The sequence below is a fragment of the Mycobacterium sp. 1245111.1 genome (assembly GCF_001673405.1).
Classification (GTDB): domain Bacteria; phylum Actinomycetota; class Actinomycetes; order Mycobacteriales; family Mycobacteriaceae; genus Mycobacterium.
In genome coordinates, this window is the sequence record NZ_LZLV01000095.1 from 38,022 (window position 1) to 64,517 (window position 26,496).

Below are 26,496 nucleotides of genomic sequence, written 5' to 3' on the forward strand. Positions count from 1 at the left end.
GGAGTTGACCGATGGGACTGCAAGAAGTGTGGTTCGGCATCATCGGCATGTTGTTCCTAGGCTTCTTTGTGCTTGAGGGCTTCGACTTCGGCGTGGGCATGTTAATGGAACCGCTCGCCCGAGCCGGCGACGGTGAACGCGAAACGCTGCGCCGCACGGCGCTCAACACCATAGGACCGGTGTGGGATGGCAATGAGGTGTGGCTAATCGTCGCCGGCGCAGCGATGTTCGCCGCCTTTCCCGCTTGGTACGCGAGCGTGTTTTCGTCGCTGTATCTGCCGCTGCTGGCAATTTTGGTGGGCATGATCGTGCGAGTTGTGGCGATCGAATGGCGCGGCAAGATCGACGACACAAAATGGCGTGGCTGGGCGGACGTCGCCATTGCGACCGGATCATGGTTGCCCGCCCTGTTGTGGGGTGTCGCATTCGCCATCTTGGTTCGCGGGCTTCCCGTAACGAGCGACGGACAGATCCGCCTTTCGATAACCGATGTGATCAATCCCTACACACTGCTAGGTGGTGTAGCCACCACCGGACTGTTTCTGTTCTACGGTGCGACATTCCTGGCGTTGAAGACTTCTGGTGCCATCCGCGACGGTGCGTACCGATTCGGGGCGCGGCTGGCGCTGCCAGTCACCGGGCTGGTCGGGGGGTTCGGTCTTTGGACGCAACTAGCTCACGGCAAAGGGTGGACCTGGCTGGTACTGGGGGTGGCTGTCGTGGCGCAGTTGTGCGCCGCGGTGCTGGTCTGGCGCCGCACATCCGATGGCTGGGCTTTCGCCTGCACCGCGGCGGTGGTCGTCGCCGTCGTGATCTTGTTATTTGGTTGCTTATATCCGAATCTGCTGCCATCCACGCTGAATGGACACTGGAGCCTGACCGTATACAACGCCTCGTCGACTGCTTACACACTTAAGGTGATGACCTGGGTGACGGCATTCATGGCGCCGCTGACAGTCGTATACCAGGCATGGTCGTATTGGGTTTTCCGGCAACGGATCTCCGCCGAGCGGATACCGCCGTCGATCGGGCTGGCTAGGCGCCCATCCTGAACTTGAAGGAGTCGTCGGCTAAGGCGAGCGGACGGGGGCCCGTAGACCCGCGACTTTGGCGGGTATCGGGCGCATTGCGCCGCTACCTGATCACCACGGTGGCCTGCGGGGTTGTTGTCTCGTGCTGTGCGATCGGTTCGGCAGTGGTTCTTGCAGGCGTTGTGGCGCGTGTCATCAGCGACCCGACTGCACGCAGCGTGCCTGCAGTCGAGGGATCTCTGTCAATCCTGTTGGCGTTATGGGTTGTTCGTACGGCGACGCATTGGCTTCAGGCGCGGCTGGGGCAACGCGGCGCGACTAACGTGATCGCCGACCTGTCGGGCCAGGTGCTGTCAGCAGTGACGGCTAAGCAACCCCGTGAATTAGTCGCGCAGCGTGATGCGGCCGCAGCGGTAGTCACGTGGGGTCTGGATAGCTTGCGCCCCTACTTCTCGCGATACTTGCCGACACTGCTGCTGGCCGCCGTTTTGACGCCGGCCACCATCGCGGTGATCGCCGGGTATGACCTGAAATCGACTGTGATCGTGGTGATCACACTTCCGCTGATACCGATTTTCATGGCGCTGATAGGCATGGCGACTGCGGACCGGTCCGCGGCAGCCTTGGCTGCGATGACGACTCTTCAGGCGCGGTTGCTGGATCTGATCGCCGGGATCCCTACTCTGCGCGCGCTGGGTCGTGCCCGAGGGCCCGAACGGCGGATCGCCGAATTGTCCGCAGCACATCGTCGTTCGACCATGTCAGCTCTCCGCGTCGCCTTCCTGTCCGGCCTGGTACTGGAGTTTCTGGCCACGCTGGGCGTCGCGTTGATCGCCGTAGGCATCGGGTTGCGTCTGGCGTTCGGGGAGCTGACCCTGACGACCGGGTTGACGGTGCTTTTACTCGCCCCTGACGTGTATTGGCCGCTGCGCCGCGTCGGCGTGGAATTTCATGCAGCGCAAGATGGTAAGGCGGCGGCGGACGCCGCTTTCGCGCTGATCGGCGAGCCTACGGTATCGACGGCGCGCTCTGGGTCGATCACTGCACGCGGGGCGCGTATCCGCCTCGAGCGTCTCACGGTCGCGGGCCGAGATGGTCGCGCTCCCGACGAGTTGAATGCGGTGATCGAGCCTGGTGCGGTAACGATCTTGACGGGTCGCAATGGTGCCGGCAAAAGCACTACGCTCCAAGCAATCACCGGTCTCGTCGTTCCGACGTCCGGCCGGGTAACCGTCGCCGGCGCCGACGTGGCCGACCTGGATCCGACCGGCTGGTGGCGCCAGCTGTCCTGGCTTCCGCAGCGACCGGTGCTGGTAGCAGATACAGTGGGTGCCAATCTACTATTGCTGGGGCAGATAGATGATCTTCAAATTGCCTGTGAAAAAGCAGGATTCGACGCGGTCTTAAGCGAGTTACCCGAGGGTCTACATACTAAGCTGGGACGTGACGGTGTGGGCTTATCCCTCGGGCAGCGGCAACGGTTGGGGCTCGCTCGCGCTCTAGGATCCTCGGCTCCGGTGCTGTTGCTGGACGAGCCGACCGCTCACCTGGATCCTTTGACCGAGGACCGAGTCTTGCGGGCCCTCGTAGATTGTGCCCGTGCGGGCGCAACCGTTGTCATCGCCGCGCACCGGGAATCGGTTCTCGCAATCGGGGACACTGTCGTCGAGGTGGTTGCAAGCAGCGGGGTGCAACATGTCCCAGGGTGACATCGTCACGCACCGACCCGTGCTGATCGCTGTGCGAGACCTGTTGCGCCCACGGCTATCTCGGCTGTTCGCCGCCGTCTCGTTAGGTGTGCTCTCGTTAATCAGCGCCTTGGCGCTGGCGGGAACGGCGGCCTGGCTGATCACCCGGGCCAGTCAGATGCCGCCCGTGCTGGATCTCTCGGTCGCGGCCGTTGCAGTGCGCGCTTTCGCGATCTCGCGTGCTGTGCTGAACTACTGCGGACGGCTGGCCACCCACGACGCCGCACTGCGCGCGGCAGGTTCCGCTCGTTCGCAGATCTATCGTCGTTTAGCGATCGGACCCGCCGCGGCCGCTGTCCGATTCCACAGCGGTGAACTCATGGCTCGCGTGGGCGCCGACGTCGATGAGCTGGCCGATGTCCTGGCGCGAGCGGTGGTGCCAATCGTGGTGGCAGCAGTACTGGGGTGCGCGGCAACCGCGGCCGTCGCGGTGATTTCGGTGCCGGCCGGGATCGTTCTCGCGCTTTGCCTGCTGATCGCCGGCTACGCGGCGCCGCGCCTGGCGGGGAGGGCCGCTGCCGCCGAGGAAACCGTGGCACAACAGCACTATTCCGAGCGCGACGTCGCTGCGATGATCGCCCTCGAACACGCGCCCGAGCTCCGGGTAGCCGGCATGCTGTCTACCGTCATCGCCGAATCCCAACGGCACCAACGCGCATGGGCTGCCGCCATCGACGCCGCCACCAAAACGGCTGCCATCGCCGAGGCGATCCCGACTGCGGCGGTCGGCGTCAGCGTGCTCGGTGCGGTGGTGGCTGGGATCGGCATATCGAATGCCGTCGCGCCCACCACTCTCGCGGTACTGATGCTGTTGCCGCTGTCCGCCTTCGAGGCAACGACACCGCTGCCGGCCGCTGCGATCCAGCTCACTCGATCACGGATCGCCGCGGCGCGCCTGCTCGATCTCGCTGGAAGCGACCAGAGCGGCACTCCGCGGTCAGGCGCGAGAACGCCGGTTAACGGAGCGACAGCGTCCTTGTCCGCGCATGTTCTTACCGGCCACACCCGCGGAAGCGGGTCCGTCCGCGTGACGCTGGATATACGACCCGGTGAGCGGTGGGCTGTTACCGGTACCAGCGGCTCCGGCAAAACAACGCTGCTGATGACCCTTGCCGGTCTGATACCTGCGCTCGACGGAGAGGTGGCACTGGACGGCATCGAGTTAAGCGCGTTCGATGAAGCCGAATTGCGCAGTGCCGTCGGCTTTTTCGCTGAGGACGCACACATCTTCGCCACGACCGTGCGCGACAATCTGTTGGTCGCGCGGGGAGATTGCGCGGATGAAGATCTTGTCGCGGCGTTGAAGCGGGTCGGGCTGGGGGATTGGCTCGTCAATCTGACCGACGGACTCTCGACTGTGCTCGCCGGTGGGGCACAGGCGCTTTCCGCGGGTCAGCGCCGACGAGTGCTGCTGGCCCGCGCGGTGATAGCGCCGGCCCGAGTCATATTGCTAGACGAGCCCACCGAGCATCTCGATGCGGTCGATTCCGACGTTGTCCTGCGTGATCTTCTGGACCCCGCCTCGCAATTAATGGCGGCAGGGAAAACGGTCGTCGTCGCAACCCATAATCTTCCGCCCGACATCGGCTGCCGTCAGCTGAACCTCGATAGCCTCCGGGTCTAACAACGAGGTTCTCGGTCACACCCAAAAAGGGGAGAAGCCCCGTGTAACAGCGCATTCCAGCAGCATCTGTCAACCTCACTATCACCTTCGCGTCAAACATGTTGTGCGCAATGATGGTGGCGGGCCGAGCGGGTGATCGTCGGGGATGCCGACTCGCCCCGGCGATTAGTGGACACAGGGTCAGGCGGCGCGAGCCGTCCGAGCTATAACCCGGTCGCGCTGGTCGTCTCGATGGCGGAGTCGGGCTTGCGACGGATTAGCGGCCCACGCGTGGGCTGTCATGCTCAGATCGTGGTGCCTGCCGGCGAACCCGGTTAAGTTTGCGGGAAAATGCGCGAAAGTCGGTATTCGTAGCATCTGGCCCCCATACTCTCGTGACTGTGGCGGAAACCGCGTACGCCCCGTGCGGCGACCTCAGCCTGGCATATCAGGTGTTCGGCGACGGGCCGGTCGAGATGATCATCGTCGAGCCGTTCGTCAGCCACGTCGAGCTGGTCTGGATCCTGCCCGAATTCAAAGCGTTTGCTGATCAGCTCGGCAGGTTCTGCCGCGTTGCCCTGTTCGATAAGGCTGGGGTCGGGATGTCGGACCCGGTGTCAAAAGTTCGCACGCTGGAGGATCGAGCGGCCGAGATCGAGGCTGTCATGGATGCCGTCGGCTTCGACCAGGCCGTCGTATGCGGTCTGAGTGACGGTGGACCGGGCGCCATGATGTTCGCGGCAACGCGGCCCGAGCGAGTGCGCGCGCTCATCCTTCACGGCACCGTCGCGTATTGGAGCTTCACGGGGTGGGAAGACATGGATCGCGACCCGGCCGAGCTACGGGAACGATTCCTTGCCGAGTTGGGCGAGGACTACACGCCGTCGATCGAGCAACTCGCGCGCTTCCAGGAAGGTGGCCGTGCCGTGCGCTCCGGATGGGGCAGCGGCGTGGCCGCCAGCCTCAGCGCGCCGTCGGTCCGGCCGATACGCCAGCTCGCAATGTTGGAGCGCATGTGCGCGAGCCCGGGAATGGCGCGTGCCTCGTTCGAAGCGGCGTTTCTGACCGACGTGCGGCCGATCTTGCCCACGCTCACCGCGCCAACCCTGGTCATTCATGCCCGCGAAGACAACGCGGTTCCGGTGCAGGGCGGACGGTATCTCGCCGACCACATCCCTGGCGCGCGGTACCTGGAGGTCGAGGGTGTGGACCACGCACCCTTTTTGACTGAGCCCGACAGAATCCTGACCGCGGTCGAGGAGTTCCTCACCGGGAGCCATACGGCGCCGGCGCAGTCACATCGTGCCCTACGCACCGTGCTATTTACCGATATCGTCGCGTCGACGCAACACGCCGCAGCGAACGGCGACGAGCGATGGCGGGCGGTGCTGCACCGCTTCGGCGAGGTCACTGCAGACCGCACGGAACGATTCGGTGGCACGGTGGTCAAAAGCACCGGCGACGGCCACCTCGCCACGTTCGACGGTCCGACGCAGGCCATCCGCTGCGCCGAGGCCGTGCGCGACGACGCCGAGACGCTGGGTATCCAGATTCGCGCCGGTATCCACACCGGCGAGTGTGAACTGCTGGATGCAGACATCGGGGGAATCGCTGTACACATTGCGGCGCGGATCCTTGGTCACGCCGGCGCGGGTGAAATCCTGGTCTCGCGCACCGTGCGTGACCTGGTGGTCGGCTCGGGCACCGGCTTCGAGGACCGTGGCAGCGTCGAGCTACGAGGCGTGCCCGGCAGCTGGCAGCTGCTGGCAGTCAACCGCCACGGCCCGCGGGCGGGATCGGCTGAGGCGAGACTGGCGTCAACGCCCACTCCTGGCCGTCGGACGACAATGCGCCGATCGGATCGTGTTGCCGAGCTGATAGCGATGCGCGCGCCGCGGCTCGTGCGCGGGGTGGCCCGCATCGCTTTGGTCACCGGTCGCAGCCGGACAGCTCCGTGATCGCGGAAAGTCGTACTCTCTTGTTGGCGTTGATGATTCCACCCATCGTCAGTTCTCCTTTGTCCTAGTGGTCGTTTGCGAATTCCGCAGCCAGACTGTCCAGTTGCGTGGCGGTTCCATGCTCACGCCATTCTGGTTGCTCCTGGCCAGGCAGATAGATCCCGTGCTCGGTCAGTACCAGCAGCGTGCCGGAGTCCTCTGCTTGGAATTCGACACTGGTAACCGAGACAGTCGACAGCCGGTCTTCGGTGTGCAGCGTGGATGTCGTGAGAATTCGGTCATTCGGCACGATCTCGGCGTACTGCGCTTCGTAGGTCAACGGGCGGCCCTGTGGATCGAACCCCTTGACCGTCTCGAGACCACCGACAACGAAGTTCTGCGAGTGGTCTGCTCCTTGAGCCATCCAGCGTCGGCGCGCCTCCGGATCCGCCCATGCCTCGAACACGCGCTCCACCGGAGCCGGATAGCGGCGTTCGAGCGTGAAGGTCGAGTGCGTAACTTCCATGATCAGTTTCCTTTCAAGTAGTCATCGAGCTGATCGAGCTGCCGTTCCCATTCCGTGCGTTGCCCGCTGAGCCACCGCTCCGCAACACGGAGCGCCTTTGGTTCGATCCGGCAGCTGCGGACGCGACCGACCTTCTCGGTGACGATGACTCCCGCGTCCTCAAGCACCTTCAGGTGTTGCATCACCGCCGGCAGGGACATCGCGAGCGGGTCGGCCAACGCCTTCACCGGCGCCGGCCTTCCGACGAGCCGTTCCACGATCGCTCGGCGGGTTGGGTCGGCGAGTGCGTGAAAAACGCGTCCGACCCGATCAAGCCCGGATTGGTTAGGCATGTACTTAACTATTCACGTAGACCTCTGAATAGTCAAGCGGTTGCTTAACTATTCGGGCGACACTGCTGCGGCGGCCGGAAGGGCCGGCAGAACCTGTGGGATTGCGGTACGAAATGCAGGCCAGGCCGGACGAAGCCCGGCCGACCATCGATGCAACCCATTGCTCAATAGCCTTGCGCTGCAGGCTAATTTGTCACAGTGACGTAATAGCGCGGGCCCACGGAGACCAGGGAGGGGGTTGGTCGAGGGTCGACTAGCGGGTTGATCGTCTACGGCGTGCTCAACGCTTCAACCCAAACGCCAACTCATCAATCCCATCTACGAGTGATCGAACTGGACGGCACGGCTCGCCGTATGCGAGTAGCGGCGAGATCGGATTACTACCAGGTCTTCGTGGATCACGACCAGAGGGGTCGCGAGCGATTTCACTTCGATGCACCTGGTACCCCCGCTTTTGCCGATAAGCGACATTATGTCAACTTAACGTCGCCGTGTTCATCCGATGAATCATCCCCGGCCGGAACTTGTTGATCCCTGTCACCTTGCGTTGGTTCGTCATAGCTCTTGCGCCGCAGCGTCTTTGATCTGTCGGGTTGGTCGCGGATGGCGATCGCAGGCGGCCGGGTATGCGCACCCACGGGCTCTGCCCGATCTGCGGACACGACGGCGTCCTGCCCGGCCGCCTGAACCGCACCGACTCACGCCCGGTCTGCCTGACCTGCGCAGGTGTCCCCGGTAACTTCACCTGCACAATCTGCCAATGCGAAGGCGAGATGTACCGCCGCGGCCAATGCGCCCGCTGCGCTCTACACGACGATCTCTGCAAGATTCTTCTCCACCATCCCGCCGACCTCACCGCCATGCAGACGTTGATCGAAGTACTCTGCGGCGTCGACCGGCCCGAAAGCATCCTGTCCTGGAAACGCGACATTCAGGTACTGCAGCTGCTTGGCGGAATCAGCGGGACGATACGCGTTGCTGCGGCACCACGAAAAGTCACGAGAGCAGCCCGATCGCGAGAGCCATCGCGAGGAACAGCGTGAGTTGGTAGGCGTTGTTGATGATGGTTAGTCGCGGTGGCTTCAGCTCAAATGCGTTGTGTTGCAGCAGCGTTGTGGCCGAGAATGCCAACCACACCCCGGCGCCGACGACAACCGCGAGCCACGCGGAATGGCTCCCAGTGGCCGTGAAAGTGACCTCGACCGCTGCCGCCAGCCCTATCGCAGTCACCGTATTGGCGAGCATTAGCTGAGCCATGTTTCGTCTGCTGGCGGCTTTCGATTGCTCTGGCGTGATGCCGGTCAGGTTCGACCACGTGGTGACGAAAAGCTTCCCGTACCACACGCCGGCTACCGCCATCCCCGCGACGGTGGCGATCACGATACCGAGCCAATTCACATGCATATCAAGGCTCCTCGACTAATTGTGGGCAGGCTCGGCATTGAGCCTGGCGGTCGTGATGCGCGATGTTGCACGTTTCGTGCGATCTGCACACGTCGTGCGTCTCCTCCATGGGCGCTTATGCACTTCACGTGTAATATACAAGCTCACAATCAAAAATGAAGTACTTCTGAAAGCGGGTGCGATGAACGAGCTACTCAGCGAGGTGCTTGACGCATATGGCGGGACTGAACGTTGGCGGTCGGTTGCAGCCATCACCGCCCGCGGTCGATTGCGCGGCCTGCTGCCCACACGTTTTCCCGGCAACAAGTTGTCGAACTTCACCGTTGAGGTCACCGTCGCCGAGCAGCGCACCATCCTTCACGACTTCCCGCAGGCCGGCCGGCGCGGCGTGTTCGACCACGGCGAGGCGCGGATAGAAACCCCGGACGGTGAGGTGATCGACGTCCGAACCGACCCTCGTTCAGCCTTCTCCGGGCTCAGCGGAATCCGTCGCAACATCCATTGGGATCCCCTAGACGCCACCTACTTTGCCGGATACGCCTTCTGGAACTACCTCACCTCACCGCACCTGCTCACCCACCACGGCGTCACCGTGACCGACGGCGGACCCTGCCAGAAATCAGGCCATCAATGGCGGCGACTCCTGGCCACATTCCCCGCCGACATCAACACCCACTGCCGGCAGCAGACCTTTTACGTGGACACCGACGGCCTGATCGCTCGCCACGACTTCCTCGCCGAACCCGTCGGCGCCTGGGCCAACGCAGCGCTCTACTGCAACCAATATCGCCGCATCGACGGGATCGTTTTCCCCACTCAACGACGCGTATTCCCACGGGGTCCCGGACAGAGTGTGCTGTCCTGGCCGACCCTGCTAGCGCTGGACTTCGACCAGATCGAAATCAGGCATTGAACCCAGGAAAGTAAAGATGGAGGCGGCACTCATGCGGTCTTACGGACAGTACTGCGGTCTGGCTCGCGCACTCGACGTCGTGGGCAACCGGTGGAGCCTCCTCGTGGTGCGCGAATTGCTCACCGGCCCCGCGCGCTACGGGCAACTCCAAGCCGGACTCCCCGGAATTTCCACCAACCTGCTGACCGATCGCCTGCGTGAACTCGAAGACGCTGGCGTTGTTCAGCGCCAGCTAGACAACGACACCAACGGCATCGCCTACGCGCTCACTGCCTGGGGCCACGAACTCCGAAATACCGTTGCCGCGCTGGTGAACTGGAGTACACCCCTCATGGTTTCCGGCCCGCAAAATGACAGCTTCCAACCCCAGTGGCTGGTCGTGGCACTTCAGTCGCTGTTGGGCAGTAATCGGGCCAAGGTTCCTGCAGCGGCTGGTGTCGAGGTCGACGGCACAACCCTGATAATGCGCATCGACCAAGCCGGCACCCACATTGGACCACCCGTCGATGAACAACCCAAGACCGTGCTCCGCGCTGAACCGTTGGTGATACTGGGCCTGGCCACCGGCATGCTCACAGTTGAGCAGGCGATCGCTGCGGGAAACCTCGACGGTGACCGACACGACCTCGCAGCAGTATTTGCCTCTCGGTAATGTGACGTCACCAGCAAACAACTAAACCGCGCGCCGCGCCACACTGGATGGTCAAATCCACCCGCCGCCGTGAGCCCCGCAATCAGGCCCTCTGTCGATCGCCAAACGTCCGGATAGTCCTCATTCACGCGCGTGGAATACGGCGGAATCGAATATGGCGGGTTACCGGGTAAGGTATCCATATTCCCCTGTCGCCCAACGGGTTTCATTTACCTGGCAAGACCCAGAAGTGCCATCATTGCCCCGCTCGACCTCGACCAGCTGCTCTGTCGTCAGTCGGCCGACACGCGTCTGAACATTCGACCTGCGTACGGTGGCGAGCTTGTCGATCATCACATCGCTATCGTGATCGAGTCCCGAAGGCCTTCCGCTTTCGCAGCTGACCCGAATGCGGATGAGCGGAGCGTCTAACAGTGCGGTCGTCAGCGGAGCGATCGTTACCGAACTTGTTGCATCGAACAGATCGTCCTGGACGATGACCGCCCGGCGCGGCTTGGTCGCATAGACGTCGCCGGCGACCGTCCAGATTTCCCCTCGATTCACTCCTCATCCCAGTGCGCAGGGATCGCCTCGATGAACGCCTGGGCGTCACCGCTTTCATCTACTCCCGCGGCCAAAGCGGACTGCCGGTGCGCCTCGGCGGCGAAAGCCTTGGTTCGCACGTCCGGCACCCAGATTTGCACCGGACATAACCCACGCTCCCGCATCCTTCGCCGGTACTCTCCGACCCGTTCCCGCACCGTCATCTCATCATGTACATGTAACGCATGTTTCATGCCGTTGGAGGCGTATTGGTCTGACCACTTGACGTCTTGGCCACTTATCGGGCATGGTCGTCGTATGGCTTTGCAGCCCGTAACTCGACGATCGATCCCTGAACACGTTTTCGAGCAGATCATGTCGGACGTACTCAGCGGCGAAATGGCGCCCGGAGAGATTCTCCCCAGCGAGCGCAGACTCGCGGAAGTACTGGGTGTGTCCCGACCGGTGGTCCGTGAGGCGCTCAAGCGTCTCACCGCTGCCGGCCTGGTCGAGGTCCGGCAGGGGGACGCCACCACCGTGCGGGACTACCGTCGTCACGCAGGCCTGGACCTGCTGCCACGCTTGCTGCTCCGCGGTGGCGATCGTGCTGACGAGCTGGACCTCACGGTAGTGCGCAGCATTTTGGAGGCCCGGCTGCACAACGGGCCCAAAGTCGCCGAACTGGCTGCGGAACGCGGCGGCCCTCAGGCGGCCGGCCTGCTCGACGGCGCCGTGGATGCGCTGGCCGCCGAAGAGGATCCGGTGGAACGCCAGCGCGCCGCGCTGACGTTCTGGGACCACGTCGTCGACGCCGCCGACTCCATCGTCTTCCGGCTGATGTTCAACACCCTGCGTGCTACCTACGAACCTGCACTTTCGGCCCTTGCCACAGTGATGGCTGCCGAGGTCAGTCGCCCAGAGCTGTACCGGCAGGTGGCTCAGGCGATCACCGCCGGCGATCCTGCGGATGCCAAACGCGCCGCGACCGAACTGCTCGAGCCTGCCACCTACGGCGTGCTCACCGCCCTGTCTGGTTTGGATGAACGGCCATGACCACATCCGTACGCAGCGGCGTCACCCTGTCCGAGGCGGCCCGGGAGTTTTGGCGCCACCCCTCCCCCCTGGTTCTCGCACTGACGTGCGCCGGGGCGTTGACGGCCCGAATCGTCGTCGGCGTCTGGCAGCTCACCGACATCGTGCTGCCGGTACTCATGGTCGCCGCCTTTCCGGTTTTCGAGTGGATCATTCATGTCGCGATCCTGCACTGGCGTCCGCGCGGTGTCGGCCGCTTGGCCTTGGACCCTTTGCTGGCGCGCAAACATCGCGAGCATCATTGCGACCCACGGAAAATTGAGCTCATCTTCATACCGTGGCAGTCGTTGTTCTGGGTGATCCCGACGGCCGTCGCCATAGCGTTAGTGGCCTTCCCTCGACTCGGCCTTGGGCTGACGTACCTTGTGGCCATAACCGCCCTCGGGCTGGTCTACGAGTGGACGCATTACCTCATCCACACCGACTACAAGGCGAAAACCAGTCTGTACCGGGCGATTTGGCGCAATCACCGACGGCACCACTTTAAGAACGAGCACTACTGGTTCACCGTCACCACCACCGGAACTGCCGACCGGCTGCTCGGCACGTACCCGGACCAGTCAACGGTATCGACCTCTCCGACAGCCAAAAATCTGCACGGTGCTACGCGCTGAGGCAGTGCATCCTGCTTTCCCTGTGCACCTTCAGGTTTCGATCGCCCGTCAAGTCACCTCCTGCACGTCGAGGTTCTCGATCCGGCTACCCGGGGAGCATTCGAACGTCGCATCCCAGAACGCGGTGACCGCTTGGCGGCCCACAAGGCGGCGTGCTCCCGGGTGCAGCGGACTCTGGTCCTCACGGCGCGGGACCTCCCGCTCTGTCCGTCTAGTGTGGGCGCACTGCAGACCGGACACCGCACCTTGAGTGCTGCTGCTGGACACGCCAGCCCCGCGTCGAAAACAATGCTGTGGTGCGTGATCTCACTGACGACGAGGGCCGGCAGCGGATCGCCTGGTTGGCGGGCGAGGACCTTCCCGCCGGACATGACCCATCACGAACTGCACCAGCGGGCCGTCGAACTCGGACTGCGAGAGCCCGCCGTCGTGAACGGGGTCAATCTCGACGAGTTGGCGGTCACCACCGGACAATCGCTCGGATTCGCTGAGGTGCCGAGAGAACCGTGGCGCAGGGTGCGGTGGGCTGAGGTCGGCCGGCGCGCCGATTTCGAAGTTTGGGCGGTGACGGGCCGTTGGGCCCATCAGCGCTACGTCCCGCAGGAACAGTGGGACGATCCCAAGGTGCTCCCGCCCGACAGCGACCCTCGGATCGGTCCCATTGAGCAGTCGAGCTGGCCCGTGACGTTGCTGCCACCCGCGGAGGGATCACTGGACGAGGAGAGCCTGCGGGCACTGGTCGCGGCGCTAAGCCGCCACACTCCCCCTGCAGCCCTGGCGCACTGCGACTTCTTCTTCGGGTGCCCACCGTTGTACGACGGGCCGAGGATGTTCACCGGAGACCTGCGCGAGGTGCGATCCCTTGTCGACGACACCGGCTATACGCCGAACAACTTCTGGCCATCCGACCGATCCTGGCTGGTATATACCGATCACGACCTGTGCGCGACACGGGTCAGCGGATCGACCGAGCTGATCGCCGCACTGACGACGGCTGACGGCCTGGACTCGGTGCTTTGCGGGCCGCTGTCGTAGCGAACATTGAATCGGAAAAGGCCTACACGTTTTTCACCTGTGCCACAATATTTTTCGCCATGGAGGACCGATGCCGGATATGAGCCCGGTCGCCGAATACGACTTCATCATCGTGGGAGCAGGCAGCGCGGGCTGCCTGCTCGCCAACCGGCTCAGCGCCAACCCGGATCACCGCGTGCTGTTGATCGAGGCCGGCGGCAAAGATGACTGGTTCTGGATCAAGGTGCCCGTGGGCTATCTGTACACGATCGCTAACCCCCGCACCGACTGGTGTTTCACGACAGAGGCCGACCCAGGCCTGGCCGGCCGCAGCATTCACTACGCGCGCGGCCGTGTGATCGGAGGCTGCTCGTCGATCAACGCCATGATCCACATGCGGGGTCAGGCAAGCGATTACGCCCTGTGGGCACAGGCCACCGGTGACGAGCGATGGCTGTGGGGCGGCTCGAACCGGCCCGGCGAAACGCTGGCGATCTACAAAGAATTGGAAGACTACTTCGGCGGAGCCGACGACTGGCACGGTGTCGGTGGTGAGATCCGCGTTGAGCGGCCGCGCGTGCGCTGGAAGATTCTGGACGCCTGGCAGGCCGCCGCCGCCCAGGTGGGCATTGCGCCAATCGAAGAATTCAATCGGGGCGACAACACCGGCTCTGCGTACTTCCACGTCAACCAACGGCGCGGCCGCCGCTGGTCGATGGCTGATGCCTTCCTGCATCCCGTCGCCCACCGACCGAATCTCACGGTCTACATACAGACCCAGGCCTTGCAGCTTCTGATGGATGACCAGGTCCACGAGGATCAGCGGCGCGGTGCCTGGACCACCGCGCAGCGCCGCGCCGTCGGCCTGCGGCTGCTCAAAGGCGGCCACATCATCGACGTCAGAGCCCGTCAAGAGGTGATCCTCAGCGCCGGAGCAATTGGCTCGCCGCATCTGATGCAGGTCTCGGGTCTAGGGCCGGCTGGGCTGCTCACCCAGCATCAGGTGCCAGTTGCTGTCGACCTGCCAGGCGTCGGTGAAAACCTCCAGGACCACCTGCAGATTCGAACGATCTTTCGGGTGCAGGGCGCCCGGACCGTCAACACGCTGTACCGGAATTGGATCACCCGCGGCGGCATGGGATTTCAGTACCTGATGTTGCGATCGGGCCCCATGACCATGCCGCCCTCGACGCTCGGTGCCTTCGCCAAGAGCGACCCCGCGCTGTCCAGTCCAGATATGGAGTGGCATGTGCAGCCCTTGTCGTTGGCGAAGTTCGGCGATCCACTGCATCATTTCGGCGCGATCACTCCCTCGGTCTGCAATCTGCGCCCCAGCTCGCGCGGCCACGTGCGGATGGCCAAGGCAGATCCCCTGACCGCCCCGAAGATTCACTGCAATTACCTATCGACTGACGCCGATCGTCTTACCGCCGTGCGCGGCCTCCGGATGACCCGGCAGATCATGGCGGCGCCGGCTCTCGCCCGCTACCGCCCGCAAGAGATGCTTCCCGGCCCGGAACTGGTGAGCGACGACGAATTGCAGAGGGCGGCCGGTGAACTGGGTACGACAATTTTCCACCCGGTGGGTACCTGCGCGATGGGAGCCTTTGACGCCCACGGTCGGCCGCGTTCATCCACCGCCGTGCTCGACACCGACTGCCGTGTGTACCGCGTCGCCGGTCTTCGAGTGGTCGATGCGTCGGCGATGCCCACCATCACCTCTGGCAACACAAACGCGCCGGTGATGCTCATAGCAGAGCGCGCAGCGCGGGCGATTATGGGACACAGCGGCTAGCAACCACACATCAAGCTGGTCGCCCTGGCCTCTGCCGCTCCCCTGCTGTCGGATTGAGGCTTGGTCATTCGTCGTAAAGGTAAAAGACGGATCGACCAAGGAGTATCGATGCCCACATCAGGTTCTGCGAACGCACCAGGATTGTCAGCCGCGATCACCACCCTGCGTGCCGCCGCGAAAAATGCCGACGCCGGAATCCTCGCGCCGATTCTGGCTCCCGACGTCGTCTTTCACAGTCCGTTGACCTCGCGCATCCACTTCGAGGGCAGAGACGAAGTCGTGGCGCTGCACCGCGATATCTTCGCGGTCATCGAAAACCTATCCACTACCGAGCCGCTGATTCGCGGCAACACAGGAGTGTTCACGTTCAGCGGAACCGTGCGCGGACTGCAACTCGATGCCATGAATCTGGTCCGCGCCGACGACCACGGAAAGCTGGTCGAATTCACTATCTTTGCCCGACCATTGCCCGCGGTGGCAACACTTTTCGCGACGTTGCCCCCCAGAGTCACGACACGGCGTCGCGGACGCGCGAAGGGCGCGCTCGTCGCCGCGCTCGCCAGCCCCCTCGGTTTCGCCCTGCGAACTGCCGACGTCTTCGTGCCCAGGTTCATCTAGGCAGCACATGATGAACGGATTACTTGACGATGTGCTCGCCACCCATGGGGGCTTGGAACGGTGGCGCGCGGTCACCGCTCTCACCGTCCATGCCACGTTCGGCGGTTTGCTGCGAACCCGCTTCCCCGGAAACCGAATGACCAACGTCACTGCTCGCGTTCGGATGGCGGACCAGCTCACGGTGTTGTACGGCTTCCCGCGAGACGACCTACAGGCCATATTCGAGCACGGTGACGTTCGAATCGAAACCAGCGACGGGCGACTGGTTGCGGCTCGCTCCAACGCGCGCAACGCCTTCACGGGTGTGGGAGCCGTGCGCCGCGCCGTGCGTTGGGACGGGCTCGACGCCGCCTATTTCGCCGGGTACGCCTTCTGGAACTACTTCAGCACCCCACTGCTACTCGCCCGCGACGACATCAAGGTCATCGAAGCCGGCGCCTGGCAAGAAGCGGGAAAACGGTGGCACCGCCTTGAGGTCAGCTTTCCCGGCCACCTTCACACCCATTCCCCACGGCAGACTTTCTACGTCGACGACGACGGGCTTCTTCGCCGACACGACTACACCGCACAACCGGTCGGGCCGTGGGCGCGCGCCGCCCATTATTGTGACCATCACCGGCAATTCGGCGGGCTAGTCTTTCCCACCCGCCGGCGGGTACGCCCACGAGGCCGCCGTAACCGATCTCTACCCGCGCCAACGCTGGTCGCACTAGACATCGACTACATCGATATCGAGAACTGACACCTGAGCGCAATCGCTAACCCCCTTTTGTCCACGGCCTCTACCGCGCCGTCACCGGAAGATGTTGACGCTCTGGGGTAGTCGAAGCGGTGCTGGATCAGCCCGGCCGGTGGCCGCGAGCAGGAAATCGTATGCAGCTATCCCCGTTTGCTGTGTGAAATCACGGGCCGGTACGGCCAGAAGCCGTGCGAGAGCGGGTTCGGTGCGGGCGGTGGCGTCTCGTAGCAGCGCGCCGAGCACGAAGTCCAGGCTGGCGTAGAGGCCTGGGCCGGCGTCACTCGACAAACCCAAGGCGGCGCGGACGTCGTCGCCGTGGACATGGGCGTCCTGCAGCAGTGCATGGATGCCTTGGCCCAGTGTGAGACCGGGCACCGGACTGGGCGCGCGCCAGGCCGAATCGTCGAGCACCGTCGCCAGCTGGGCGATTGAAGCCACAGCGATGTCTAGTTGTGTCGCGAGCACCGCCGGGAATTCGCCACGCAGGGCCGTTGCCTGGTCGTCCGGCGTGCGAGTGCCGATGGTGCCGCTGACCATGTCGGTCGCCTGCCCGACGACGTGCGCGGCGACGTCGCGCACCTGCCACCCGATGCAGCGAGTTTCACGGGTCCAGTCTGAATTACGTAGTGGGGCAATAAGTTCAGCGAACGAACGGTATTCGTAGACCAGGCCGGTGAGTGTGCGGTGACGGTCGGGCCCCAGCCGCGTCATCGACGACGTCGTCATGCCAGTGCGTCTTTGACCGCTCGCAACTGCTTCAATTGCTCGACGAACCCGTCTGGCCCCAGCACACCCACGCGGCAGACCAGATGCCGGGCGCCGGCATCGACGAAGCTCGCCAACCGGCCGGCGACGGCATCGGGCGTCCCTGTTGCAAATGTTTGGATCTGCTCGACGGCCTCGATGCCGAATCCATATGTCTCGGTAGCGAAGTAGTCCAGCGCGGCGCGCCCCCCGTCGGCATCATTGGTCACCAAAACGGTGACGAACAGCGCCGGTGTGACGGCGTCGGGGGCGCGCTCAGCGCGCGCGGCTGCGGTGCGCACCTCCGCCAGGCCCGATCGATAGTCCTGCGGTCGAGGAGGATACGGCAACCATCCGTCGTAAATGCCGCCTGCACGGGCCCTCGCGATGGGCGTATCGCCCGCCAGCCATACCGGCGGACCGGCCGCACTGAACGGCGTGATGCCAGCCGGAATGTTGTCTAAGTGCAGGACCGCCCCGTGAAATGAGCTGTTCTCCTTGGTATTCCAGAGTTGGCGCCACAATGCGACGGTGTCGTCGAGACGCGCAAATCGTCGTGCCCACGGCACTTCGGAGGCAGCGTATTCCACCTCCGACAGTCCGGGGAAGCCGGCGCCGACCGCCACCGCCAGCCGCCCCTGCGACAGCTGATCGATGGAAGCCAGCACTCGCGCCGTCTGCACCGGGCGCCGCAGCGCCGGTTGCAGGGCGGCGGTGCCCAGGATGATCCGGTCGGTGACGGCGGCCGCCGCCGACAGGAACGTCAACGCTTCGATTCGCGGCCGCACTAACGAGTCGTTGGCCCACAGCGAGTCGAACCCCAAATCCTCCACCGCGCGGGCGCAGTCGAGAAGCCGGCGAAGATCGGCGCCGGCCCACGGTTCGGCGGCCAGCGGCGGGATGACACCAACGCGAACAGTCTGATCCATGCCGTGATCGTGACGTCAGCGCTGGTGCTCAGCAATTCCCGCCAAGGAATAGCGGTCAGCGCCGGAAATGGGTTGACTGGGTTGCATGACTGTTTCAGCGCCGCCTGAATTCGGCACGGCACTGCGCGAATGGCGCACCCGGCGCCGACTCAGCCAAATCGACCTGGCCATCGACGCCGGCACCACCCAGCGACACGTGAGTTTTCTGGAGCAAGGCCGGTCGGCACCGGGCCGTGACATTGTGAGCCGGTTGGCGGACTCGCTGCAGCTGACTCTGCGGCAACGGAACGCGCTGCTGTCGACGGCGGGATTTGCGCCGGCGCATCCGGAGTCAGCGCCGGAAGCTCCGCTGCTGCAACCGGTTCGCGAGGCGCTTCAGCATGTCCTCAACGGCCACCTCCCCTACCCCGCGATCGTCATGGACGGTTTCGGCGAGCTAGTTGCTGCCAACGGCGCTTTTGGCTTGTTGACCGAAGGGGTGGCTGAGTCGCTACTTCAGCCCCCGATCAACGTGTTACGGGTCGCGCTGCACCCGGACGGCATGGCGGCGCGCATTGTGAACCTCGACGATTGGCGACGCCACATCTTGCATGGTCTGCGCGAGCGTGGGCCGCATCCGCGCATCGATGCCCTGATCGAGGAACTCGAGGGCTACGGTGTCCCGACGCCGGGCGGCCGGCCCGTCGAATCGCTGGGTTTCGCAGTGCCGCTACACCTGCGCTCCGCCGACGGCGAGGTGCGGCTGGTCGCGACGATCTCGACGTTCGTGACGGCGCTGGATGTCACGGTTTCCGAGCTGCGGTTGGAGGCGTTTCTGCCCGCCGATCGCGAGACCGCCACAATTCTCGCTCGCCGTGAGAGTGGCTAACGCTCGGTAACGAAGTCGGCCATCATGGCCATGTCTTCGTGTTCAAGGTTGTGGCAGTGCAGAAGGTATGAGCCCGCATAGTCGGTGAACTGGACCGCAACCTCGACCGCTTCGGCCGGGCGAATATCGATGGTGTCTTTCCAGCCGTGGTCAAACTGTCCGGGTCCGCGGTTGTTACGGGACAGCACGCGCATCGAGTTCAGGTGCACGTGGACGGGGTGGTGGAATTCGGTGATGAACCGCCAGATCTCGGTCGTGCCAAGCTTGGGCCGGGCTACCGGCCGGCCCGGCTGATACGGCGAGTCGTTGATCGTCCACACGCCACTTTTGCCTTGCCGGAAGACGAACGTGCGGGTGGTGACGGCGTGCTGCGGGTCGAGCTGAGGGAGGTGTGTGCCTAGCCGCTCGGGGATGGTCGAGTCATCGGATCGATCGGTGCCGTCGACATCGAATCGCATGACCTCAGTGCTGCTTTCGCTACCTAGCCGGTTGACCAGGCGGACCTGCGTGCCGTGTTGGTAGCGAGAGAAATCGACCACGACCTCAACGCGTTCGGCCGGAGCGATGTCGATGAAATCGTGGCCTACGGGTCGCGCGAGCAATCCGCCGTCACTGCCGATTTGCACAAGCCCTGACCCGCCGGGGGGTTGCGGGTCTAACTGTAACCGGTATCGCCGTGCGTTGGATGCGTTGAGTAGCCGCAGGCGATACCGGGCAGGGTCGGTATGCAGCACGGGCCATGGCGCACCGTTGACGAGTATGACGTCGCCGAGGACGCCGTTCATGTAATCATCTGTGACGCCGCCGGTTTCAACGGCCGGATAGAGAAAGGAGCCATCGGCGGCGAACGCGCGGTCGGTGATCATCAGCGGGATATCGCGATGGCCACCTGGCAGCGGTAGCACGTCTTCCTCATCGTCGTGGATCAGGTGGAATCCGGCCAGCCCATGCCACACGGCGACACCGGTATAGCCCATGCGGTGATCGTGGTACCACAAGGTGGCGGCCCGCTGATTCATTGGATAGACGTAGTCGCGCTGTCCGACAACGCTATTGCGTCCCATGTCATCCATCATCGCGTGGCCCCCCGTCGGCATGATGAAGTCGATGGGGTAGCCATCGTGGTCTGCAGGGGTGTGCCCACCATGCAGGTGCACCACCACTGGCACCGGCAAAGCGTTGCGGTGCCGCACGGTTGTGCGTCGGCCAGATCGCGACACGATGGTGGGCCCGGGAAAGGTGCCGTTGTAGGTCCACGCCGGCGTGGGCAGATCGGGCAGTATACGCAGCTTTGTGATCTGTTGAGTGATCTCGTAATAGTCGCCGGCGGCGTCAATGCTGGACGGCCTCAACTGTTTTGGTATGGGTAACGGAGCCCGATAGGGATCGGGCAGTCGGGTTTGGCTGCGCAGCAACCGCCCCGGCTCCGCCGAACCCAGCAGCGCATCGGCCAGCGGCCAGCCAGCACCCACGAGGCCGATACCGGCCGTCGCAGCGACACCCAGCTGTAATGCGCGGCGACGATTCACAGGGCGGCCTCCAGTTGTTGCTCGGTCCGTCGTGCCGTGAGCGGCAGGCGCCACACCGACGCGGTCAGCCGCAGAATTCCGGCGATCAGGAGCACGCCAAGGGGAACATGCAGGGCGGTCAATCGCAGTTCGCCCGAGGCGAATTCGGCGACCAACAGCGCAGTCACCAGTGCCCCCACCGCTACCAGTGATCGAGGCCCGCCGGTCCTGCGCACGAACCACAACACGATCAGTTGCACCACCGACAGCACGGTGCTGGCTTTGGCGCCTAACGAGTGCAGCATCAGCGCGTTGTATTGCCCGCCCAGGAAACTGCCGGCAAATATGGCTTGGGTCAACGCCAGGACTGCCAGCGTTGCGGTGGTGGCGCGAGCCAAGATACGGGTCGTGTTCATGCAGTAACGACGAAGCGCCGTGTCGAAAAGTTACACGCGAGCGCCGGTAACTTTCTGCGCCGCGACTCCGTCCTTGGATGCAGAGCTGCTCGACGCGGCCCGCACACAACGTTAAATCCAGGAGAGAGATCATGACCATCGTCGTTACCGGAGCGACCGGCAATGTCGGCCGACCACTCGTCAATCAGCTTGTCGACGCCGGCGCCAAAGTGCGTGCGGTCACCCGCCGGCCGCAATCGGCTGATCTCCCCGCCGAGGTGGAGCTGGTCGAGTCGGCCTCCGAGGCGGTCGCCGGGGCCTCTGCAGTCTTATTGAATTCGCGTGCGCTCGGCGGCGAATTGGCCACGGTGATCGACGCGGCCCGCCGTGAAGGAGTCGCCCGATTGGTCGCCCTGTCGGCCATTAACGCCGACGACGACTTCTCGCGGCAACCGTCGCGGTTTCGCGGCGACCGCAACAAGGAGGTAGAGCAACTGGCCGTCGACTCGGGGCTGGAGTGGGTCAGCCTGCGGCCGTCGGTTTTTGTGACCAACTTCGTCGGCATGTGGTCGGCACAGCTACACACGGGCGACATCGTCCGCGGCCCGTATGCCGCGGCATCCAGCGCCCCGATCGTCGAGAGTGATATCGCAGCGGTAGCCGCCTGCGCATTGCTCACCGATGACCTTGTCGGCCAGAAGATTCCGCTCACCGGGCCACAGTCTCTGACCAATGTCGAGATGGTGGAGATCATTGGGGCAGTTCTGGGTCGGTCACTGCAGTACCAGGAAGCTCCAAACGAGTTGGTTCGTCAACGCTTTGTCGGGCTGGGGTTTCCGCGCGAGTTCGGGGACGCCTACATCGCAATGCTGGCCGCGACGATCGATCAACCCGCCGTGGTAACCGATGACGTGCAGAGGATCCTGGGCCGGCCCGCGCAATCGTTGGAGCAATGGGTCATCGAGCACAAGAACATGTTCGCCAACTAGTTCACTGCGCCAGAACGCCAAGGAGAAAAGGTGTCCAACCCGAAGCCACCTCGCTGGCTAAAACCAATGAACAAGTTCATGATTGCGGTGCAAAAGCTCGGCGTACCAACGGGGCCGCCGATGGTATTGACGGTGCCGGGTCGCAAAACAGGTCGACCTCGCAGCACGCCGATGACACCGTTCACCCTCGACGGGCACCTCTACGCCGTGGCGGGGTTCCCGGACGCCGATTGGGCAAGCAACGCGCGAGCCGCTGGCATCGGAACCCTCAGCAAGGGCCGAAAGGCCCGGCGCATACGGATTACGGAGCTCACCGCTGATCAGGCCCGGCCGGTGCTACGTGTATATCCGATCGAGGTGCCGGTCGGTGTCGGCTTCCTGAAGCGATCGGGCCTTGTGCAGCGGGGCACTCCGGAGGAAGTCGAGGCACTGGCCGGTCGCATCGCCGTCTTCCGATTCGATCCGATCTCGGCAGCCTAACCATGCACACCGCATATGTCGTCGTGACGCTGATTGCCATTGGTATCGACGGCTTTTCAGGCGTCAGCGCCCTCGTCCACTTCGCGCCGATACTTCCGCCCATGCAGCGGGCGGGAGTGCCGGTGTCGTGGCTGACATTCCCCATTGGCACGCTCAAGACCCTCGGCGCTGTAGGGCTTGTCGTCGGCTTGTGGCTTCCGCCAATCGGTCTCGCTGCGGCGGCAGGGCTGACGATCTTCTTCGTCTGCGCGGTGTATACCCACGTGCTTGCCAACGACATCTCGGGCCAGTTCGTATTCGCCGGGTTCTTGCTGGCTCTCAACGCCGCGACGTTCGCGCTAACCCTCATGGCTCGCCCTGCGGCAATGCCCTGTGGCATTGCGCTTATGAGCGCCTGATTCGGGCTACAGCCCGGACGGTACGACCCCGCCGTTGACCGTCACTTCGACCTGGCCGGTCTGTGGGTTGTACTCGATCTTGCCGTGCTCGAAATTCGACACGCGCAGATCGCCGACGGCGTTCTCGTCGCTGGTGGGGAAACCCAGTGGACCCGCCGAACCATTCGTGCCGGTGACGGCAGGAACGCCGGCCGGATCGCGTGGGACATTCCAGACCTCCCGGATCTTGCCCAGGGTGATGTACGCCGGGGTGCCGGCCTGGTCGTTCTTGGCGGTGATCACGCCGCCCTGGAACTGCTGGAAGACCAGGCCGCTCTCCCGCGTGCCCGCGTTGCGGTCACCGGTGAGCGGCTTGCCGAGAGCCTGCTTCTGAGCGTCGGTTGCCGACGAGTACTTGGCGGCGATCGGGCCGGTCAAAGTCACCTCGACGTCACCGTCCCCCATGAGCCTCACCTCGGTGGGCAGCGTTGGGGTCGCAGACGTCGACGCGGCGTTCACGCCGACCTGAGGTCGTGCCGACGCGTCGACGCTCTTGCCGTTGCTGCAGCCCACAGCGATCAGCGCGATGGTGGTCAGGCCGACGCCGGCCGCGTGGCGGTATGCGATCGTTCTCACGGGCTTCCTCTCGCGGTTTTCGTAGGTGGAGGTCAAGCTCCTGCAGACGTCCTCGCTCGGCGGCGACTCTAACCGAACCTCTGGTGGTACAGGAGGCCGCGAGGAAAAGACAGGCGTCAGACCACAGTGCGTTGGGTGCCGAGTACCCGAAGAAGTTCGAGGGCCTGCGCTGCGCTGCTGCCCGGCTCAGCGGAGTGGACGATGAGTTTCTGACCGACTTCGGGCAGATGGAACATCTCGCAGTCCAACTCGATCTCGCCGACTTCTTGATGGACGAACACCTTGGTCGAGGAACGACGTACGGACACCTCGTGTTCGTCCCACAGTCGGGCGAATTCAGCACTGCCGGTACGCAGTCGGCGGACCAGCTCAGCAGCGCGCGGATCGGCAGGATGGGTCGCTACGGCTGCCCGCAGGTTGGCGACATGACTGCGGGCCGTCGCCGCGTGATCAGCTTGCCTAAACGGGTTGTGGCCGGAGGGGCGGCGGCAGAAGAAGAGCAAATTCACGTTGCGATCGGCGTCCGACAACGCGCTGAAATCGGTGCCCACCAGTGCGACCGCGGTGGGGGTCCACGCCAAGATGAACCCTAGGTCATCGACGACGGTGGCAGGCAGGTCGCTGAGACGGTCCAGCAACCGCAGCACGCCGGGTCGTACATGGTCGGAGCTGCGGCCTAACCGCGGCGCCTCCTCGTCGACAAGATGGAACAGGTGATCCCGCTCGTCGTCGGTCAGCCGCAGCCCACGGGCCAGTGCAGCCAGCAATTGGCGGGACGGGCGCGGACCTCGGGCCTGCTCCAGCCGGGTGTAGTAGTCGCACGACATGCCGGCGAGCGCAGCGATCTCCTCACGTCGCAGGCCTGGCGTACGTCGTCGCCGACCGGTCGGCAAGCCGACCGCCTCAGGCTGCAGTGCGGCCCGTCGGCGCCGTAGGAAGTCGGCGAGGTTCGCAGCGTCCATCGCTCCATCCTGGCCTCCATCCGGCGGCTCAGCCAGGGACCGCCAGTCCCGGCCTCAACAGGTCTCTGCCACACGTGACCGATTGACCGCACAGTCGTATGTATGACCACCTTGATCACAGGCGCGACCGGCAAAGTAGGCAGTCGATTCGCGAGGCGGATGCTTGCTGTGGGCGAGCCCGTCCGGCTGCTCATACGCAGCAAAGACAGTGCGGTGCCGCAGGGCGCTGACATCGCGGTCGCCGATCTGCGCGACGAGACTCGCGTTCGCAACGCGCTCAGCGGGGTCACCGCGATTGTGCATATCGCCAGTGCCTTTCGGGCCTTCTCGGCCGAGGAAATGTCAGCGACGGACATCGCCGGCACCGACGGACTAGTCAACGCAGCGCTGGACGCAGGCATTACTAGATTCGTCTATACCAGCACCAACCAGGTGTACGACGGCTGCGACTACGGCCGGCCCGCGACCGAGGATGACCTTGTCGGCACCGACCTGCACCCCTACCCCGCCGCCAAGGTCGAGGTCGAGCGCCGGCTTCGTACGTACCATCAGCAACGCGGCTTGGACCTAAGGATCGTTCGGCTGCCGTTCGTCTACGGTGATGGGGACCCGCACGTCGCAGATGCGGCCCGGATGCTCGAGGGCCGACCGCTGCACCAACGAATGCCCACCGCTCACCATGCCGACGTGAGTCAGGCACTGCTGCGAGCACTGCGCGCGGAAGGCGTCGGCGGCCGTACATACAACCTGTGCGACGACGCTCCCATGACCCTCTACGAGATCTACGAACTGCACAATCTTCGGCTGCCTGAGCACGCGGGAGCGGCAGACCAAACGGCTTCGCCTTTCGCGGACCCATCGCCATGGCAGCACACTGTAAGCACGGCACGGATCCGCCGCGAGCTTGGCTTTCGCCCTCTCTATCCGACGGTGACGAGCGCCGCGGAGGCTGGTGCGCTCTAGGCCACCATCAGGCCGCACCACATTCCCCAGCCCCGGCCTTATCGTTATCACATAGTTTCCTTATTTTTCTTAATCTTGCGATAGCGTCGGACTCACTCGCGAATTTTGATCATTGACGAGAGGGAAAACCCTGTGAGTCCGCATTACGGCCAGCCGCCCCAACTCATGCCGATCAGCGATGCAGAGCCGGCATATCGTCTCGTCCACGGACGTATTGACGCGCTGGTCCGCGGGCGTGATGGCATCGCCGAACTCGCGGTCCCCGCGTGTCCCGGGTGGAACATCCGACAGGTGGTTGCACACGTGGCGGGTGTTGCACAGGACATCGTTTCGCTGAACTTGGACAAGAAGGGCACGGGGCCTTGGGCTGACGCGCAGGTCGCACGACTGGGCGAGCGCAACATCGACGACCTCCTCGACCTGTGGGGGCAGTCGCTCGACGCGGTGTCGGCGAACCTCGCTTTGGCGTCTGACGCCGGGGTATGCCAGCTCGCGTTCGACACCTTGACTCATGAGCACGACATTCGCGGTGCACTCGGCGAACCGAGTTCTCGCGCCGGCGATCTCGCGTTCAAGGCCGCATTGGGCTTCGTGACGACGATGGGTGACCAGTTCATCCGGCAGGCGGAGTTGCCTGCGCTCCGATTAACCACTCCCGCAATCGGATCCGTACAACTCGGTGACCCGCATGCGGGGCCCGGTCACCTCGCACTCAGCATCTCGGATTTCGAGGCCTTGCGCGTCTTCGGTGGACGACGCAGCGTCGCGCAACTGCTAGCGCTCCCCTGGGACGGCGATCCGACGAACCTGATGCCCGCCTTCACGGACGTGCTTCCCGCGTTCACCAACGACGGCTTACGGCCGCCCGCCGACGACCTCATCGAATAACGACGCTGACGTGCGAGATTCTCGACCCGAAACCGCCTCACGCTGAGGATGTTTGGTGGCGACGCAGCCCCAACGTGTCATGCAGGCTATGCGGTGAATAACCCGCATTGACTGAGACCAACGCTCCTCCGGGTCGCCGATAGCGGCTCAGCGGAGTGACCTCGGTGTCGGGCTGCAAAGGCAGACATAGATGCTGGTCCCACAGAAGTGACGTCAC

Annotated in this window: 29 protein-coding genes and 1 pseudogene; 19 read left to right on the forward strand and 11 right to left on the reverse strand. The window is 64.0% G+C overall.

Translation table 11 applies throughout. The annotated features are described in order from the left end of the window. Positions 1 to 11: 11 nt before the first annotated feature. The 4 genes from cydB to A5658_RS13505 all read left to right on the forward strand — a co-directional run bounded on the left by cydB (position 12) and on the right by A5658_RS13505 (position 6,340). Complete coding sequence (gene cydB, locus A5658_RS13490) at positions 12 to 1,052, forward strand: cytochrome d ubiquinol oxidase subunit II (protein ID WP_067335513.1); 1,041 nt, start codon at positions 12 to 14, stop codon at positions 1,050 to 1,052. 98 nt (positions 1,053 to 1,150) lie between these two features. Then, complete coding sequence (cydD, locus tag A5658_RS13495; protein WP_067335691.1) at positions 1,151 to 2,740, forward strand: thiol reductant ABC exporter subunit CydD; 1,590 nt, start codon at positions 1,151 to 1,153, stop codon at positions 2,738 to 2,740. Continuing rightward, positions 2,727 to 4,403: a thiol reductant ABC exporter subunit CydC gene (gene cydC / locus A5658_RS13500; RefSeq protein ID WP_067335516.1), complete on the forward strand. Its 1,677-nt coding sequence runs from the start codon at positions 2,727 to 2,729 to the stop codon at positions 4,401 to 4,403. Before cydD ends, cydC begins: the two co-directional genes overlap by 14 nt. A 380-nt stretch (positions 4,404 to 4,783) precedes the next feature. After that, complete coding sequence (locus A5658_RS13505; RefSeq protein WP_067335694.1) at positions 4,784 to 6,340, forward strand: adenylate/guanylate cyclase domain-containing protein; 1,557 nt, start codon at positions 4,784 to 4,786, stop codon at positions 6,338 to 6,340. A 64-nt stretch (positions 6,341 to 6,404) separates the two neighbouring features. On the opposite strand, the gene A5658_RS13510 is transcribed toward A5658_RS13505, so the two are convergent. Both A5658_RS13510 and A5658_RS13515 read right to left on the reverse strand, forming a co-directional pair. Continuing rightward, positions 6,405 to 6,845 carry an SRPBCC family protein gene (locus A5658_RS13510; protein ID WP_067335519.1) on the reverse strand — a complete coding sequence of 147 codons (441 nt, stop codon included), beginning with the start codon at positions 6,843 to 6,845 and terminating at the stop codon, positions 6,405 to 6,407. A gap of 2 nt (positions 6,846 to 6,847) precedes the next feature. Next, positions 6,848 to 7,177 (reverse strand): helix-turn-helix transcriptional regulator, encoded by a 330-nt coding sequence (locus tag A5658_RS13515; RefSeq protein ID WP_067335523.1) that lies wholly within the window; start codon positions 7,175 to 7,177, stop codon positions 6,848 to 6,850. 626 nt (positions 7,178 to 7,803) lie between these two features. Here A5658_RS13515 and A5658_RS29370 point away from each other — a divergent pair. Continuing rightward, a pseudogene (locus A5658_RS29370) lies at positions 7,804 to 8,148 on the forward strand (hypothetical protein); the annotation flags it as partial. Between the two features lie 25 nt (positions 8,149 to 8,173). On the opposite strand, the gene A5658_RS13520 reads toward A5658_RS29370, so the two are convergent. Beyond that, on the reverse strand, positions 8,174 to 8,581 hold the full coding sequence (locus A5658_RS13520; RefSeq protein ID WP_067335527.1) for a DUF1761 domain-containing protein: 408 nt from the start codon (positions 8,579 to 8,581) through the stop codon (positions 8,174 to 8,176). Between the two features lie 181 nt (positions 8,582 to 8,762). On the opposite strand from A5658_RS13520, the gene A5658_RS13525 reads away from it, so the two are divergent. After that, entirely contained in the window at positions 8,763 to 9,494 is a 732-nt protein-coding gene (locus A5658_RS13525; RefSeq protein WP_067335530.1) for a hypothetical protein, read from the forward strand. A gap of 31 nt (positions 9,495 to 9,525) precedes the next feature. Beyond that, positions 9,526 to 10,146 carry a helix-turn-helix domain-containing protein gene (locus tag A5658_RS13530; RefSeq protein WP_067335696.1) on the forward strand — a complete coding sequence of 207 codons (621 nt, stop codon included), beginning with the start codon at positions 9,526 to 9,528 and terminating at the stop codon, positions 10,144 to 10,146. Positions 10,147 to 10,308: 162 nt separating this feature from the next. Here A5658_RS13530 and A5658_RS13535 read toward each other — a convergent pair whose 3' ends face one another. Both A5658_RS13535 and A5658_RS29375 read right to left on the reverse strand, forming a co-directional pair. Next, positions 10,309 to 10,689: a type II toxin-antitoxin system PemK/MazF family toxin gene (locus A5658_RS13535; RefSeq protein ID WP_231997317.1), complete on the reverse strand. Its 381-nt coding sequence runs from the start codon at positions 10,687 to 10,689 to the stop codon at positions 10,309 to 10,311. Beyond that, positions 10,686 to 11,045, reverse strand: coding sequence for an antitoxin MazE family protein (locus A5658_RS29375; RefSeq protein ID WP_369830520.1), 360 nt, complete (start codon positions 11,043 to 11,045; stop codon positions 10,686 to 10,688). The genes A5658_RS13535 and A5658_RS29375 overlap by 4 nt, the downstream gene beginning before the upstream one ends. On the opposite strand from A5658_RS29375, the gene A5658_RS13545 reads away from it, so the two are divergent. The 6 genes from A5658_RS13545 to A5658_RS13575 all read left to right on the forward strand — a co-directional run bounded on the left by A5658_RS13545 (position 10,987) and on the right by A5658_RS13575 (position 16,543). Then, positions 10,987 to 11,721, forward strand: coding sequence for a FadR/GntR family transcriptional regulator (locus tag A5658_RS13545; protein ID WP_067335535.1), 735 nt, complete (start codon positions 10,987 to 10,989; stop codon positions 11,719 to 11,721). The genes A5658_RS29375 and A5658_RS13545 overlap by 59 nt on opposite strands. Continuing rightward, positions 11,718 to 12,374, forward strand: a complete 657-nt coding sequence (locus tag A5658_RS13550; RefSeq protein WP_067335538.1) for a sterol desaturase family protein — start codon at positions 11,718 to 11,720, stop codon at positions 12,372 to 12,374. Before A5658_RS13545 ends, A5658_RS13550 begins: the two co-directional genes overlap by 4 nt. A gap of 369 nt (positions 12,375 to 12,743) precedes the next feature. Beyond that, positions 12,744 to 13,409, forward strand: a complete 666-nt coding sequence (locus tag A5658_RS13560; protein WP_067335544.1) for a hypothetical protein — start codon at positions 12,744 to 12,746, stop codon at positions 13,407 to 13,409. 79 nt (positions 13,410 to 13,488) lie between these two features. Beyond that, positions 13,489 to 15,183 (forward strand): GMC family oxidoreductase, encoded by a 1,695-nt coding sequence (locus A5658_RS13565; RefSeq protein WP_197503120.1) that lies wholly within the window; start codon positions 13,489 to 13,491, stop codon positions 15,181 to 15,183. 108 nt (positions 15,184 to 15,291) lie between these two features. Beyond that, entirely contained in the window at positions 15,292 to 15,801 is a 510-nt protein-coding gene (locus A5658_RS13570) for a nuclear transport factor 2 family protein (protein ID WP_156751456.1), read from the forward strand. A 10-nt stretch (positions 15,802 to 15,811) separates the two neighbouring features. Next, positions 15,812 to 16,543, forward strand: a complete 732-nt coding sequence (locus A5658_RS13575; protein WP_067335698.1) for a hypothetical protein — start codon at positions 15,812 to 15,814, stop codon at positions 16,541 to 16,543. A 51-nt stretch (positions 16,544 to 16,594) separates the two neighbouring features. Here A5658_RS13575 and A5658_RS13580 read toward each other — a convergent pair whose 3' ends face one another. After that, on the reverse strand, positions 16,595 to 17,266 hold the full coding sequence (locus A5658_RS13580) for a maleylpyruvate isomerase family mycothiol-dependent enzyme (RefSeq protein WP_231997318.1): 672 nt from the start codon (positions 17,264 to 17,266) through the stop codon (positions 16,595 to 16,597). Continuing rightward, positions 17,263 to 18,213, reverse strand: coding sequence for an LLM class flavin-dependent oxidoreductase (locus tag A5658_RS13585; RefSeq protein WP_067335552.1), 951 nt, complete (start codon positions 18,211 to 18,213; stop codon positions 17,263 to 17,265). The genes A5658_RS13580 and A5658_RS13585 overlap by 4 nt, the downstream gene beginning before the upstream one ends. An 85-nt stretch (positions 18,214 to 18,298) precedes the next feature. Between A5658_RS13585 and A5658_RS13590 the strand changes: the two genes are divergently transcribed. Continuing rightward, positions 18,299 to 19,081, forward strand: a complete 783-nt coding sequence (locus tag A5658_RS13590) for a helix-turn-helix domain-containing protein (RefSeq protein WP_067335555.1) — start codon at positions 18,299 to 18,301, stop codon at positions 19,079 to 19,081. On the opposite strand, the gene A5658_RS13595 is transcribed toward A5658_RS13590, so the two are convergent. Both A5658_RS13595 and A5658_RS13600 read right to left on the reverse strand, forming a co-directional pair. Then, positions 19,078 to 20,610: a multicopper oxidase family protein gene (locus A5658_RS13595; protein WP_067335558.1), complete on the reverse strand. Its 1,533-nt coding sequence runs from the start codon at positions 20,608 to 20,610 to the stop codon at positions 19,078 to 19,080. The genes A5658_RS13590 and A5658_RS13595 overlap by 4 nt on opposite strands. Then, positions 20,607 to 21,005, reverse strand: a complete 399-nt coding sequence (locus A5658_RS13600; RefSeq protein ID WP_067335561.1) for a hypothetical protein — start codon at positions 21,003 to 21,005, stop codon at positions 20,607 to 20,609. The genes A5658_RS13595 and A5658_RS13600 overlap by 4 nt, the downstream gene beginning before the upstream one ends. A 131-nt stretch (positions 21,006 to 21,136) precedes the next feature. Between A5658_RS13600 and A5658_RS13605 the strand changes: the two genes are divergently transcribed. Genes A5658_RS13605 through A5658_RS13615 form a run of 3 tightly spaced genes read left to right on the forward strand, consistent with a single transcriptional unit; the run spans position 21,137 to position 22,851 of the window. Next, positions 21,137 to 21,973, forward strand: a complete 837-nt coding sequence (locus A5658_RS13605) for an NAD(P)H-binding protein (RefSeq protein WP_067335565.1) — start codon at positions 21,137 to 21,139, stop codon at positions 21,971 to 21,973. A gap of 30 nt (positions 21,974 to 22,003) precedes the next feature. Continuing rightward, on the forward strand, positions 22,004 to 22,453 hold the full coding sequence (locus A5658_RS13610) for a nitroreductase/quinone reductase family protein (RefSeq protein ID WP_067335567.1): 450 nt from the start codon (positions 22,004 to 22,006) through the stop codon (positions 22,451 to 22,453). A 23-nt stretch (positions 22,454 to 22,476) separates the two neighbouring features. Continuing rightward, positions 22,477 to 22,851, forward strand: a complete 375-nt coding sequence (locus A5658_RS13615; protein ID WP_231997319.1) for a DoxX family protein — start codon at positions 22,477 to 22,479, stop codon at positions 22,849 to 22,851. A 6-nt stretch (positions 22,852 to 22,857) separates the two neighbouring features. Here A5658_RS13615 and A5658_RS13620 read toward each other — a convergent pair whose 3' ends face one another. After that, complete coding sequence (locus A5658_RS13620) at positions 22,858 to 23,466, reverse strand: LGFP repeat-containing protein (protein ID WP_067335573.1); 609 nt, start codon at positions 23,464 to 23,466, stop codon at positions 22,858 to 22,860. Between the two features lie 116 nt (positions 23,467 to 23,582). Next, the gene (locus A5658_RS13625; RefSeq protein WP_067335576.1) at positions 23,583 to 24,428 is read right to left on the reverse strand and encodes a helix-turn-helix transcriptional regulator; all 846 of its coding nucleotides are present in this window, start codon (positions 24,426 to 24,428) and stop codon (positions 23,583 to 23,585) included. A 102-nt stretch (positions 24,429 to 24,530) separates the two neighbouring features. Between A5658_RS13625 and A5658_RS13630 the strand changes: the two genes are divergently transcribed. Further along, on the forward strand, positions 24,531 to 25,391 hold the full coding sequence (locus A5658_RS13630) for an NAD(P)-dependent oxidoreductase (RefSeq protein ID WP_067335579.1): 861 nt from the start codon (positions 24,531 to 24,533) through the stop codon (positions 25,389 to 25,391). 132 nt (positions 25,392 to 25,523) lie between these two features. Continuing rightward, positions 25,524 to 26,279 (forward strand): maleylpyruvate isomerase family mycothiol-dependent enzyme, encoded by a 756-nt coding sequence (locus A5658_RS13635; RefSeq protein WP_067335582.1) that lies wholly within the window; start codon positions 25,524 to 25,526, stop codon positions 26,277 to 26,279. Positions 26,280 to 26,496: the final 217 nt, after the last annotated feature.

What these genes read in the sequence shown, in the direction of transcription:
- cydB (WP_067335513.1), top strand. Translation starts at nt 12, where the DNA reads ATGGGACTGCAAGAAGTGTGGTTCGGCATCATCGGCATGTTGTTCCTA.
- cydC (WP_067335516.1), top strand. Translation starts at nt 2,727, where the DNA reads ATGTCCCAGGGTGACATCGTCACGCACCGACCCGTGCTGATCGCTGTG.
- A5658_RS13510 (WP_067335519.1), bottom strand. Translation starts at nt 6,845, where the DNA reads ATGGAAGTTACGCACTCGACCTTCACGCTCGAACGCCGCTATCCGGCT.
- A5658_RS13515 (WP_067335523.1), bottom strand. Translation starts at nt 7,177, where the DNA reads ATGCCTAACCAATCCGGGCTTGATCGGGTCGGACGCGTTTTTCACGCA.
- A5658_RS13520 (WP_067335527.1), bottom strand. Translation starts at nt 8,581, where the DNA reads ATGCATGTGAATTGGCTCGGTATCGTGATCGCCACCGTCGCGGGGATG.
- A5658_RS13525 (WP_067335530.1), top strand. Translation starts at nt 8,763, where the DNA reads ATGAACGAGCTACTCAGCGAGGTGCTTGACGCATATGGCGGGACTGAA.
- A5658_RS13530 (WP_067335696.1), top strand. Translation starts at nt 9,526, where the DNA reads ATGCGGTCTTACGGACAGTACTGCGGTCTGGCTCGCGCACTCGACGTC.
- A5658_RS13545 (WP_067335535.1), top strand. Translation starts at nt 10,987, where the DNA reads ATGGCTTTGCAGCCCGTAACTCGACGATCGATCCCTGAACACGTTTTC.
- A5658_RS29375 (WP_369830520.1), bottom strand. Translation starts at nt 11,045, where the DNA reads ATGATCTGCTCGAAAACGTGTTCAGGGATCGATCGTCGAGTTACGGGC.
- A5658_RS13550 (WP_067335538.1), top strand. Translation starts at nt 11,718, where the DNA reads ATGACCACATCCGTACGCAGCGGCGTCACCCTGTCCGAGGCGGCCCGG.
- A5658_RS13560 (WP_067335544.1), top strand. Translation starts at nt 12,744, where the DNA reads ATGACCCATCACGAACTGCACCAGCGGGCCGTCGAACTCGGACTGCGA.
- A5658_RS13565 (WP_197503120.1), top strand. Translation starts at nt 13,489, where the DNA reads ATGAGCCCGGTCGCCGAATACGACTTCATCATCGTGGGAGCAGGCAGC.
- A5658_RS13570 (WP_156751456.1), top strand. Translation starts at nt 15,292, where the DNA reads ATGCCCACATCAGGTTCTGCGAACGCACCAGGATTGTCAGCCGCGATC.
- A5658_RS13575 (WP_067335698.1), top strand. Translation starts at nt 15,812, where the DNA reads ATGAACGGATTACTTGACGATGTGCTCGCCACCCATGGGGGCTTGGAA.
- A5658_RS13580 (WP_231997318.1), bottom strand. Translation starts at nt 17,266, where the DNA reads ATGACGACGTCGTCGATGACGCGGCTGGGGCCCGACCGTCACCGCACA.
- A5658_RS13585 (WP_067335552.1), bottom strand. Translation starts at nt 18,213, where the DNA reads ATGGATCAGACTGTTCGCGTTGGTGTCATCCCGCCGCTGGCCGCCGAA.
- A5658_RS13590 (WP_067335555.1), top strand. Translation starts at nt 18,299, where the DNA reads ATGACTGTTTCAGCGCCGCCTGAATTCGGCACGGCACTGCGCGAATGG.
- A5658_RS13600 (WP_067335561.1), bottom strand. Translation starts at nt 21,005, where the DNA reads ATGAACACGACCCGTATCTTGGCTCGCGCCACCACCGCAACGCTGGCA.
- A5658_RS13605 (WP_067335565.1), top strand. Translation starts at nt 21,137, where the DNA reads ATGACCATCGTCGTTACCGGAGCGACCGGCAATGTCGGCCGACCACTC.
- A5658_RS13625 (WP_067335576.1), bottom strand. Translation starts at nt 24,428, where the DNA reads ATGGACGCTGCGAACCTCGCCGACTTCCTACGGCGCCGACGGGCCGCA.
- A5658_RS13630 (WP_067335579.1), top strand. Translation starts at nt 24,531, where the DNA reads ATGACCACCTTGATCACAGGCGCGACCGGCAAAGTAGGCAGTCGATTC.